This window comes from Streptomyces sp. NPDC055632, from assembly GCF_053618675.1.
Genome location: NZ_JBSHHY010000072.1, coordinates 609 through 13,558 on the forward strand (window position 1 = coordinate 609; position 12,950 = coordinate 13,558).

General features: G+C 65.3%; 4 protein-coding genes. 2 read left to right on the top strand and 2 right to left on the bottom strand.

Annotated elements, in window-relative coordinates; genetic code table 11:
* Window positions 1-361: 361 nt before the first annotated feature.
* Window positions 362-2,092 (bottom strand): FG-GAP repeat domain-containing protein, encoded by a 1,731-nt coding sequence (locus ACWGSR_RS37025; RefSeq protein ID WP_453573708.1) that lies wholly within the window; start codon window positions 2,090-2,092, stop codon window positions 362-364.
* 151 nt (window positions 2,093-2,243) lie between these two features.
* Window positions 2,244-5,465 (bottom strand): hypothetical protein, encoded by a 3,222-nt coding sequence (locus ACWGSR_RS37030; RefSeq protein WP_453573711.1) that lies wholly within the window; start codon window positions 5,463-5,465, stop codon window positions 2,244-2,246.
* Between the two features lie 423 nt (window positions 5,466-5,888).
* Here ACWGSR_RS37030 and ACWGSR_RS37035 point away from each other — a divergent pair, with 423 nt between their 5' ends.
* Both ACWGSR_RS37035 and ACWGSR_RS37040 read left to right on the top strand, forming a co-directional pair.
* A complete protein-coding gene (locus ACWGSR_RS37035; protein ID WP_453573714.1) occupies window positions 5,889-12,500 on the top strand; it encodes an RHS repeat domain-containing protein in 6,612 nt (2,203 codons plus the stop codon).
* A gap of 4 nt (window positions 12,501-12,504) precedes the next feature.
* Window positions 12,505-12,762, top strand: coding sequence for a DUF7660 family protein (locus tag ACWGSR_RS37040; RefSeq protein WP_453573717.1), 258 nt, complete (start codon window positions 12,505-12,507; stop codon window positions 12,760-12,762).
* Window positions 12,763-12,950: the final 188 nt, after the last annotated feature.

A 12,950-nucleotide genomic window follows, 5' to 3' on the forward strand; every position in this document is an offset into this window, starting at 1 on the left:
GTGGTGGGGGGGGGGGGGGGGGGGTGCGCCTTGGGCCCCGCTCTGGAGCGGCTGGGTTGCCCGCACCCCCCCCGGGGGGGGGCGGGGGGGGGGTGGGCGGGCCCCCCCCGGGGGGGGGGGCCCCGTCCGGCATACGGCCCGGTGGTGCGGTGGCCGGCCCGTGTTCGGGCGGTACACCCTGGAGGGCTTGCACCCTAAGGGCTGTCCCGTAACTCCAGATCCCGCCTGCCAGTGTCCGGTTCGACCTGCTTGGCCCGGCTCCAGTCGAGGCCGCGAGTCGGGGCGTAACCGAACAAGCCGATCTGCTTGTGGTGACCCACCGGCCTTCGCCCTGAATTACGGGACAGCCCTTAGGTGTGGGTCAGAAGAGCTGGTTGTAGGTGTTCCATCCCCCGCCGACGGGGGTGCGGGTGGTGAAGGGGGCGGTGGCGCTGCCGGTTCCCTTGTACAGCCACAGGGTTCCGGCCTTGTCGCGGGCGACGGCGTCGGGGCGTCCGTCGTCGGTGAGGTCGCCGGTCACGACGAGCTGGTCGTAGGCCTGCCAGCCGCCGCCGATCCGGATGCGGGTGGCGTAGGGCGCGGTGGCGCTGCCGGTTCCCTTGTACAGCCACAGGATCCCGGTCTTGTCGCGGGCCAGCAGGTCGGCGCGTCCGTCGCCGCTCAGGTCCGCGCCGCCGGCCAGCCGGTCGTAGGCCTGCCAGCCGCCGCCCACGCGCACGCGCGCCTTCAGGCGGTTGCCGTCGGTGAGCCTGCCGGTGCCCCCGTAGAACCACAGGATGCCGGACTTGTCGCGGGCCAGCAGGTCCGTCAGCCCGTCCCGGTCGAGGTCCCCGGCCCCGGCGATCCGGTCGTAGGCGTTCCAGCCGGGACCGATACGGACGCGGGCCGCGTAGGTGCTGCCGCTACCGGCCTGCCGGTCGTAGTACCAGAGGTTCCCGGCCGCGTCGCGGGCGACGAGGTCGCCGAGGCCACGGGTGGCGGCGGACGGACGGATGGTGTCCCACGAGAAAGGTCCCTGCGTGTAGGGGGACAGGGAGCTGATCGCGGTGTAGGTCTGCCAGCCCGTTCCCGTTTCGCTGCGCGTGTCGAGGGGGGCGGTTGTGCTGTGGGTGCCGTCGTACTCCCACAGCCTGCCGGTGGCGTCACGGGCGTGCAGACCGTGCCACGGTTGGACGGTACGCCCCTGGGCGAGGAACGGCGCGCTGCTCTGCTTGACGTCGGACTCGTCCCAGACGCCCTGGTCGTAGATGTTGTAACGGGTGTGGGCCTGGAGTTTGTGGGCGTACTGCCCCGGGCCGCCGGTCAGTTCGTACTCGACGACGTGGTCTCCGGGTTCGAGGAAACAGGCGACGTTGGGGATGGTGTCGGGCAGGGTCGTGTGACGGACTTCGCAGGTGGCACCGGAACCGGCGGTGACGTGGCTTATGCGCAGGGGTGGGGAGTTGCGGAGGATCTGGTTCGGAGCGTAGGCGAAGCGGAGCGTCAGCCTCCCGGCGTCGTTGGCGTGGACGCGGAGCCGCTGGCGGACCGTACCGCCGTCCGGGACGGCCGGGAGGTCGAAGCCGACCGTGTTCAGCAGCGCGTGCGCACGGGACTTGACGGTGACCTTGCCGGTGCCGTGCCGCCCGTCGGCCGGGCGGGAGCCCGCGCTGCGGGCCGCCTTCACCGCCGCGGCGAGGTCGCCGCCGGCCGGTATGTAGGCGAAGCCCCAGTACAGGGTGGCGTCCGCGGCGGTGGCGGGCACGAGGACGTCGGGCTCCTGGTACGGAGCCCCCTCGCAGACGAAGACCCCGGTGTATTCGGCGGGTTGTGTGCACTGGCCGACGTCGGGGCGGTACCCCGCCGGGAAGCCCGCGCCCGCGCCCTGCGGGTCGGTCATCGGCTGCGTGCCGACGGCGATGACGACCTTCCCCGCGAGCGTCGTGCCGGACTCGACGATCGGGTAGAACCGCGGCATCGCTCCCGGCGCCACCACCGCGTCGTACCCCGACAGCCGCAGCTCGCCGGTGGCGGTCGCGGAGTGCGGGGCCAGGAGGGTCGCCGCGGTGAGCAGTCCGGTGGCCGCGCCGAGCACGGCCGCACGGCGGATCATGTGTCTCATACGTCCTTCACAAGAGGAGTGTGCTGCCGGCGTGCCGGACTGTTCCGGGCGGCCGGATGACGAATGGAGGAAGACGGGCCGGCTTGCCGTACCTTCCGAGGGGTACGGCAAGCCGGCTGGTCGGTGGATGGAGCAGATCGGACTAGAAGATGCCGGTGATCGCGGTGGCCCATCCGGCGGTGCCCGCGAGGCGGGGCGCTCCGTGGCCGGTGGGTGTGCCTGGGTAGGTGAGGAGGCATCCGGTGGGGCAGAGCCTACTCGTCCAGTTCCCTGCCGAATCCATGTACTGGACAGGGATGTTCGGGTCGGCGGGGGTGGTGGCCCAGAAGTCTCCGGATTCCTGACCGGGGGTCGGTATGAACCGCTTGAAGTTGTAGGTCTTGGCCTCGTTGCCTGGGCCGGGCGGAAGGTCGGGCGAGGGCACCGTGGTGACCGTGGCGTCCTGCAGGGTGCCCTGGGTGTTGCCGGGGGAGGTCAGGAAGGGCCGCTGGGTCCAGCCTCCGGTGCCGTACACGCTGCGCTGGAGGAGCTTGTATTCACTGCCGGGGCATTTGACCGTGTCGTTGCGGCAGCCGGGGTAGAGGTAGAGCTTGCCGTCTGCGGGGTCTCGGGCGATGAGGTCGGCGTGGGAGTCACCGTTGACGTCGTCGGCGGCGAGGTTGGTGAGGTCACGCCAGCCGCCGGTGCCCAGGGTGACCGGGCTGTCCCAGTCGAAGGGTTGCGTCTGGTTCTGGCCGCCGCCGCCGACGGCGAGGCCGCTGTAGAGGATGAGTCGGGCGTTGCCGCAGTTGTCTTTCGTGTCGGAGATGCATTCGACGGTGATGAGGTCGTTGCCGGCTTTGCCGTCGATGTTGCCGGGGAGGAGCACCTGGCGCAGCCCGCTCCAGTTGGACCCCTGGGAGGGGTGGATCAGTTCCTTGCGGGTGTAGTACCAGGGGGAGCCCGCTCCGTTGCCGGGGTAGACGTAGAGCTTGTTGTTGGACAGGCGGACGACGAAGTCCTCGTAGCCGTCGGGTTTCGAGTCCCGGGAGGACATGCCCTTCAGGTCGCCGCGGTGGGCGATGAGCGCTCCGCTCCAGCCACCGAGACCGGCGTTCTGGCGGGCTCCCATGGGGCCGAGGTCGCCGTTGCCGGGGTAGAGCCACAGCTGACCGTCGGGGCCAGTGGCGACGAAGTCGGCGAAACCGTCACCGTTGAGATCGCCGGGCCGGTCACGCTTGGTGCTCTCGATGCTGGGGTCGGAGTTCTCCTTCTCGTATATGAACGCCGGTTCCTCCGTGGTGAGGGAGACCTGGTCATCGCCGCCGGCGAGTACGGAACGGTTGCCGAACGTGTCGTAGGCGACGACGTTCAGCTTGCTGACCGGATGCGCGAACGGCGTGATGGTGACGGTCGCGGTGTGGTTGGCGTCCGTGCCGGCCTCGACCCAGGTGCCGTTGGGGCAGCGGGGAGTCGTCGCGGAGGACAGGGGCTGGTCCATGGCCCAGCAGTAGCCGTCGATGTCGCTGACGGGGTTGGTGAACTTGAACTGACGAGGTGCCCGGGCCGTGTAGCTGTCGGCGGGCTCGCCTGCCTCCGTGCCGTCGGCGTCGAGGACGGTGACGGGTATGTTGGGGCCGTTCAGGTCGACGCTGAAGGAGCAGGCAGCGGTGGACGCACTAGTCGTGTTCTCGTTGTCCTTGGCGTAGACGCTCCAGGTGTAGGTGCCGTTGCCCAGCTTCGTGGCCGGCACCAGCACACTGGCCTCGCCGGAGCCGCTCACGGTGTCGTAGTTGGGCGAGAGGGGGACAGCAGCGCCGCTGGAGTTCTTGACCGAGAAGTAGGCGGTGACGTTGCCGCCGTCCTGGTCCTTGATCTTCGCGTTCAGCGTGATGCCGCTGTTGCCGATGCGTCCGCCGCAGGCGACCGGGACGTTGCCGTCGCCGGACTCAACGTAGTAGCCCTCGTAGGCGGACTTGCTGGTGACGGCGGGCTTGTAGTTGTAGTCGACCTCGAGGACGGGGTTGTTGCGGAAACGCTTGTAGGCCCTGGTGTTGCCCGCGTAGCTGTCCGGGGCCTTCATTCCGAAGACAAGAGTGCCCCAGTTGCTGTCGGCGGCCTTCTGGACGTAGGCCTTCAGCGCTGGGCTGGTGAAGTCGTGGCCCTTGTCACCGGGGCAGTACTGGTCGTTTCCGCCGAAGAACGAGCCGTAGGCGAGCTTGCTTCCCCAGGGCTGGGTATTCCAGGTGGGGGTGGTGGCGATGTCACCGGCCGACCACAGCTCGGTCGGGCCGACGGAGGAGTCGCAGACGTAGGAGTGCGTCTGTATGACGGCGAACGTGGCGCTGTTGATGGTCGCGTTCTCGAGACCGTTGGTGTTCATCGCGAAGAACGAGGCGGTGTCACCGGTCCCGTTGTACCCGACCCGGGGCTCGTCCGCGGGATTGGAGGAGTTCCAGCCCGAGCCGTTGGGGTAGGCGGCGTTGGGAGTGGCCGAGTAGACCACCGCCCACTTCTCACGGTAACCGCCGCTGAAGACCGGATCGATGACCAGCGGGAACTGGTCGGCTGCGGCCAGAAGACCCGAGTCCGGCACGAGACTGAGCGTGTCACCGCTGATGTCCACGTCCACGGGCGCGCTGTCGGGCTGCGCGGTCTTCGCAGCAGCGGAGCGGGCAGCCGTCTTCGAGGCGGTACCGACCTGCCCCCCGTCCGCCGGAACGACGGGCTGCTCCCACATCTTCGGGCTGGGGGCGCTGAAGACCGTCTCGCCGCTCTCGTCCTTGGCCAGCAGCTGGTTGTCGGAGGTCTTGGTCAGGGTGACGCCGTCGGCCTCGTAACCGAGCTCGATGCTGCGCAGGGCGGGATTGGCCGCTGCTTCGGGCGTGTGGATGACCAGATGCTGAGCAAAGCCGTCGACCTCGGCAGTGAGTTCGAGGTCCACACCGGGCAGGACCGACGGGTACGTGGCCGTGTCACCGTCCAGGACCGGCGCGGGAAGCACGGAGGGCCAGGTCAGAGCGAGCTTCTTGCCCTGCTTGACCATCGTTGCCAGCGCCTGGTCACCGCCCCCGGAGAACGCGATCGGGAAGGTGGACGCCGCCGGCTCGACCGAGCCGTCCGACTGCCGCACGAGGGAGGGGTCGGTCGGGCGCCACATGCCGTCGAACCGCGTCCACTTCGGGACGCCGTAGGAGCGGCGGGTGGTCGAGCCGTCGGGATTGGCGAAGAACTCGGTGCTCTCCTGCCTGCGGTCGAGGATCTCGATCTGCCTGCCCGTCCTGGCCGCCTCGTCGAACGCGGCTTCCTCGAACATCGCGGACGGCGTCTGCGGGGCGTCCGTCTCCGCCACTCCGGCCGCGGCCGCAGCCGGGGACGAAGCCATGGGCAGAGCCGGCAGGGCAACGGCTGCGGAGACCGGCAGGGTCATACTCGCGGCTATCGCCAGAGCCATGGCTCTGCCGCTACGTCTGAATCTGGTAGTGCGCATGTACTGGTGCCTTTCCGGAGTGCATGGCTTTCTACAGCGGTCGAGAAACGCTCTCTGCTCCTCTCCGGCGGGGACTCTAACCCGAGGGGCGGACATCCCCGTACAGCAGGCCTCAATCCGGTGCCGAAAAACTGCGGAAGATTCCCTCGAAAAAATAAACGGAATCTAGAAATCCAGATGTAGATAGTTGTGGAGATGTGGCTTTTATGTGCTCATGACCCGTAAAACTGCTGGTCAGGCGGTTGGATCGGCTTGATGGAGGCTACGCGCGAGAGGGAGGTCCCGGACCTGACAGACTTGATCAGTCTCCTTCTGGTCATGCTTGCCACCCAGTCCTGGGTGGTGTTGGATCCGCTTGATCATAGGTTTTCGTGTACGACCGGGGTGGGGATCTCAATGTTGTTCCGCAATGGCTTCGCCATGCCCTTTTACAGGCGCAGAAAAAATAAACTGACGAAGTCCGCGCGGACGGGAATCGCCGGCGCGCTTTCAGCAGCGCTGAGCATCTCCCTGCTCACCGCGCCCACATGGACCGCAGCCGCCCAGACCCCCGGCCCTCCGGCCGTACCCCAGACCAAGTCCGTCGCAGGCACCGACTTCATACCCAAGGGCCTGAAACGAAGACCACAGCCATCCCCGTCGTGGAAGGCCCCGGCCGCCACCTGGCCCGCCCCCGCAACCAAGGAGCTTGAGCTCCACCCTGCGGTGAGAAAGGCCGTCACGGTAGGCGGGCTGCCCATCCGCCTCACACCGTCTTCCCCTCGCACCGGGCAGAAGACCAGCGGCTCGCCCACCCGAGTAGAGGTTGCGGTAAAGGACCGCACCACCGCCCACGCCGCCGGCGTCGAGGGCCTTTTGGTGACGCTGCGCCCGACCGTCACCACCGCGTCCTCCGGTGGACCGGTCAAGGTGGAAGTCGACTACAGCTCCATACGCGGCGCCTACGCGGCCGGCTGGACTTCGCGCCTACGCCTGGTGACCCTCCCCGCCTGCGCCCTGACGACGCCCAAGAAGGCCGAGTGCCGTCAGCAGACTCCGCTGGCCACCGAGAACAACACTTCCTCCCACACCCTGACCGCCGACCTCACTATCCCGGCACCGGGCGCGCCGGTGAAGGCCGCCAGCGACTTGCCGAAGGCGACCGCTTCAACCTCCTCCGTCTCCGGTATGGCTTCGGCCGGAGCGACTGTGCTGGCAGCGACAGCGGGTGCGAGCGGCAGCGACGGTTCATTCAAGGCAACCTCACTCGCCTTGTCCGGATCATGGTCCGCAGGCGGAAACTCCGGCGGCTTCGGCTGGAGCGTGCCCATCGAGGTCCCGGCAGCGCCCGGCGGCCTTGAACCCAAGGTTGCCCTCTCCTACAGCTCTTCCTCCGTTGACGGCCGTACCGCCTCGACGAACAACCAGTCCTCTTGGATCGGTGAAGGCTGGGAGTATTCGCCGGGCTTCATCGAGCGTCGGTACGCTTCCTGCGAGAACGACAAGGAAGGCGGCAACAATGCCGCCAAGTCCGGTGACCTGTGCTGGAAGTCGGAGAACGCCACCCTCTCCCTCAACGGCTCCTCCAGTGAGCTCGTTTGGGACTCCGCGAAAAATACCTGGAAACTGGCGAACGGCGACGGCTCTCGTATTGAGCGAATCTACGACGTCGAACCGAACAACTCGGGCGACGAGGACTCCGAATATTGGAGAGTGACCTCTCTCGACGGTACTCAGTACTGGTTCGGCAAGAACCGTCTGCCAGGCTGGAGCAGCGGCAAGGCCGAGACCAACTCCGTCTTCTCCGTCCCGGTATACGGCAACCACACTGGCGAGCAGGGGCATGCCGCCGAATTTGCTTCCTCCGCCGAAAATCAGGGCTGGCGCTGGAACCTCGACTACGTCGTCGACCCCCGCGGCAATGCCATGACCCTCTACTACACCAAAGAGGAGGGCTACTACGCGCAGAACAATAAGATTGATAAGCCACAATCATACACCCGCGCTGGTTATCTTAACCGGATCGACTATGGTCTACGTGCAGGTGCCGCTTACTCCACCGCTAATCCTGTTGGCCGCGTTGCCTTCAGCACTGATAACCGATGTACTGCGACTGACTGTGCCTTCACCGAGGCTAACGCTAAGAACTGGCCCGATAACCCCGTCGACCTCGATTGCACCTCGAGCGGCGAATGCCTTCAGATGTCCCCATCATTCTGGTCCAAGCAGCGTTTGACCAGCATTAATACTTTCTCCCTGGTCGGCACCAGCATGGTGGACGTCGACACCTGGTCCCTCAGTCAGTCCTTTCCGCCAACTGGCGATACATCGACGCCTGCGATGTGGCTCGACTCGGTCCAGCGCACGGCCAAGGCGGGGCCGGTCACAGACATCAAGCTGGACAAGGTCTTCTTCGAGGGCGAGCTCATGCCCAACCGGGTCGACGCCCCCGAGGGCCGACCCGCACTTAACCGCAAGCGCATCACCAAGATCACCAACGAGACCGGCGGCCAGACCCTCGTCACCTACACCGCCAAGGAATGCACCCCGACTACCCTTCCTGCGGCAGACAAGAACAACAAGCGGTGCTACCCCTCCTGGTGGACCCCGGACGGTGCCGTCGACCCGGTCAAGGACTGGTTCCACAAGTATCTCATCAGCCGCATCGACGAGAACGACACCACGGGCGGAAGCGGCTCCGAAACCAAGGTCACCTCCTACACCTACTCCGGTGGCCCGCAGTGGCGCCGTGACACGGGCGAGTTCACCCTCGACAAGCACCGCACCTGGAACGTCTTCCGCGGCTACGCCACCGTCCACACCTACAACGGCGGCGACAACAACCGCAGCAGGACCACCAACACCTACTACCTCGGCATGGCCGGCGACACCCTCGCAGACGGCAGCACCCGCCAAGTCGCCACCATCAACGGCATCACCGACCGAGAAGACTTCGCCGGCCGCGTCGCCACCAGCACCACCTACGACAAAGCCGGTTCCAGCGGCATAGCCGTCGCCAAAACCACCTACATACCCTGGCAGTCCAGCACCACGGCCACCCAGGCCGTCAAGGGCATCACCGACCCCGACCTACCCGGCACGCCCGCTCCTACCCTCCCCGCGAAGACTGCCCAGCTCTCCGGTACCGCGAGCGAAAAGCGCAGCACTCTCCTTGACGACGGCAGCACCTGGCGCACCCTCACTACCACCCGCACCTACGACACCACCTACGGCCTCCTCACCAAGGAGACTGATGACGGCGCCGGCACCGTCGAAGCACGCTGTACCCTCACCACCTACGCCATCCCTGACACCACCGACTGGCTGATCTCCTATCCCAGCGAGATCACCACCACCGACAACACCGCCTGCCGCGCCCAGCCCGGCGAAATCACTAGCCGTGCCCGCACCTACTACGACGGACAAGCTCTCGGTACCGCTCCGGACGCGGGCAAGGCCAACGTCACCAAGGCCGAACAACTCGCGCGCCATGAGAGCGACACCACTCCGGTGTGGGAGACCACTTCCGAGGCCACACACGACCAGTACGGCCGCGTCCTGACCACCAAGGGACAGGACGGACAGCCCGTCACCACCGTCTACACCCCTGCCTCCGGCGCCCAGCCGACCACGGTCAAGGTCACCAACGTCAAGGGCCACAGCAGTTCCACGACGTTCGACGGCATGCGCGGCCTCGCCCTGACCGCCACCGAAGCGAACGGTCGCACCACTACCAGCGAGTACGACGCCCTGGGGCGTGTCACTAAGGCATGGAGCACCGGCCGGGCTAAGACACTCCAGCCCAACGCCACCTTTACCTACAATCTCTCGGCCACCGTCCCCTCCACCGTCATTTCCAAGAAGCTCCACGAAGACGGTCTGTGGGGCACCAACGTGTCCTTCTACGACTCTTTCCTGCGTGAGCGCCAGACCCAGTCCGACTCCATCGGAGTGACTGGCCGCGTCGTCACTGACACCTTCTACGACACACACGGCCGCGCCTACCTCACCAATGCGCCTTACTACAACAGCAGCGCCCTGACGACGACCATGCTCGTCGTCACCCCGGACCTGGTCCCGCAGGCGCAGCAGACTCTGTATGACGGCCGTGGCCGCGTCACCGAGAGCATTCAGCTCTCCCAGAACGTGCCGCAGTGGAAGACCACCCACACGTACGGCGACTACTGGACCGCCACAGTGCCACCCGCCGGCGGCACCGCCACCCTCACCCTCACCGACGTCCGCGGACGCGCCGTCGAGGAGCGCCAGTACAAGGACCGGAACCCCGTCCCGGACGCGGCCCCCACCCAGTACGAGAAGACCACCCGCACCTACAACACTGCCGGCCTTCTCGCGTCGCTCACCGACTCTTCCGGCCGCAACACCTGGCGCTACACCTACGACCTACGCGGACGGCAGCTCAGCACAACCGACCCCGACAAGGGCCGGACCACCACCCACTACGACGCCAACGGGCGTGTAGACACCGTCGCCGATGCTCGTGGCACCCTGGCGACCACCTATGACGAGCTGGGTCGCAAGACCACCCTGCGATCGGGGTCGGTGACGGGTACGAAGCTGGCGGAGTGGACCTACGACACCGCCACCGGTGGCAAGGGCCTGCCCCACAAGTCCACCCGGTACGACACAGCAAACGCCAACGCCGCCTACATCACTGAGGTCACCGGTTACGACACCACCGGTCGTCCCACCGGCACCAGGGCGACGGTCCCGAGCATCACCGGCGAAGAACTCCTCGCGGGCACCTACACCGTCGCCACCACGGCCACGCCGGTCAGCGGTCTGCCCAAGACGGCCACCTACAGCACCACCAACACCAATGCCACCACCGCCTTGCCCGACGAGACGGTCACCAGCCACTACGGCTCGAACGACACACTGGCCATCGTCGACAGCTCGCTCGACCACGCCTACCTGCGCGGCGCCGGATACACCCCTTACGGCGAACTGGCCCAGGCCCAGCTCGGCAACTCCGGCAGCCTGGTGACCCAGACCCTCACCTACGAAACCTCCACCCGCCGCCTGGTCAAGAACCAGATCAACCGCGCGGCAACCGGCCCCGCCACCCTGTCTAACATCACCTATGGCTACGACCCGGCCAGCAACATCACCTCCATCCGGGACGCTCAGAACGACGGCACCGTCACCGACGACCAGTGCTTCACCTACGACTGGGCACGCCGCCTCACCGACGCCTGGTCCTCCGGAGACGCCTGCACCACCAAGTCCGTCAACGGAGTGGGCAGCCCCAACCTGGGCACGACCGACCCCTACCGGACGGCTTGGACGTTTACCGACACCGGCCAGCGCAAAACCGAAACCCTCTATAAGGCGAGCTCAATCACCGCGGACACCACCCGCACGTACGCCTACCCCACTACTTCGGGTACGGCTCAGGCGCACGCCGTCCGCTCCGTGACCGCCACCGGCGGCTCGACTGGAACCGACACCTACACCTACGACGACACCGGCAACCTCACCAAGAAAACTCTTGCCGGCGGCTCGGTGCAGGATCTGGCCTGGAACGAGGAGGGCAAGCTCAAGACCTCGTCCATTTCCGGCCAGACCACCTCTTTCCTCTACGACGCCGAAGGCACCCGCATCATCAAGCGGGAGCCGACCAAGATCACGCTTTACCTGCCTGGCGGCCAGGAACTCGAACTCACTCGCAAGGTCGGCACCACCCCCGCCGCCCTCGCCAACGGCACCCGCTACTACAACGTCCCCGGCGGCTCGGTGATCCGCACCAGTAAGGACAACAGCGTCCGCATCCTGGTCTCCGACCACCACAACACCAACACCCTGTCCATCTCCGCCAGCAGCCTCGCGGTCAACCGCCGCAAGACCCTCCCCTACGGCGGGCAGCGTGGGGCGGCTCCCTACTTCTGGCCCGGTAGCAAGGGTTTCATCGGTGGCGACATCGACACCACTACCAATTTTACTCATATCGGCGCCCGTGAATACGACCCTAACCTCGGTCAGTTCATTAGCATCGACCCTCTCCTTGAGATTGATAAACCTCAAACGCTTAACGGCTATAGCTATGCTGCACAGAACCCAATTACTTTCTCTGACCCTACAGGCCTTGGTCTAGACGACGGCACTGGGCACACTGAAAGAACCGACAAGATAGTTGGGGAGGGGACTGGAGTTCCCCGGGGAGGGGGCGTAGGGGTCTGTGTCACTCTCTGCATAAGTGGCGGTAGCGTTGGGACTAATGGCAACGGGAGCAGTGGGAGCAGTAGGAGCAGTGGGAGTAGCGGAACTGGTGGAACTGACGGAAATTCAAGCCTAGCCACAGGTGCTGCAAACGCATCACCATCATGCGATCAAGTCTGTCAGGCATGGCTTAACTCTGTTCCTTTCGATGCCACGCCTGCGTCAGGTAGCCAATGCGGATCAACGATTAGCGGCAGTAACTGCACAGGTGTTGCTCCCGGCCTCCCTGAGTCGCAGATGAATTGGTACGAAGCTTTGCGTAAGTTTTTGCGCAAGTTGCTTGAAGGTCGCGAATGTGCGCCAGGGGATACCGTCTGCCAAAACACGGTAAAAAACGAACTCCCCATTGTTCCGGGCTTTGGTGGGCGTATGCGTCCGGGCGCTCCGGTGGGACTGCCTGCGACGGGGACCATCTCTCCTAAGGCTGTTAGATATACGCAGGATAGTATCGGGAGGAACTTCTCCGATGGGAGAAGTGTTTCTCAAGCGATCGATGATCTTAAAGCTGGCCGGACGGGAGCGAGTGACTTTCCGCCGATTCGAGTATTCCAGCGTGACGGAAAGATGTATACTCTGGATAATCGTCGCCTTCACGTGTTCCAGGAGGCTGGCGTTCCCATTAACTTCAAGCGTGCGACTCCTCAAGAGGTGTCAAGTCAAGGGTGGAAAATGACAACGCAGAACGACGGCACTTCAATTAGGGTCAGGTAGGAGCATGACTGATCTTGTGGAGATGTCCGACGCTATACGTACAAGGGAAGATCTTGCGGCTTTCCTGAGGGCTGCAGGTCAGGATATTAGCGCTAATCCGAAAGATTGGAAAAGTAACTCCTTGCAGCAATTCGTTGAGGCTTGGGGCGCTTGGGTAGAGGATTGTCCTGGCTGGTTTGCTTGGCGGGGTGATTCCGTTCCGGAGCAGCCAACTTGGTGGCTGGTCGGCCAAATGGTGATGGCGGCAAAGGTATACGAGTGAATCTTCCTCCTCCTGATCTTAAAGGGCCATAAAGCCTGTTTGGCTTGGTTGTAATGAAGCGGAATCTCAAGCCGTTGGCATTGCTGACCTCAATGAGCCTCTTTCATCCTGTGCTGGAGGGTGAAAGAGGCTGGTCAGCAGGGGTGGTGACGAGGCAGGGCCCCTCGTCGTTGGCGTGGTGATCTCAC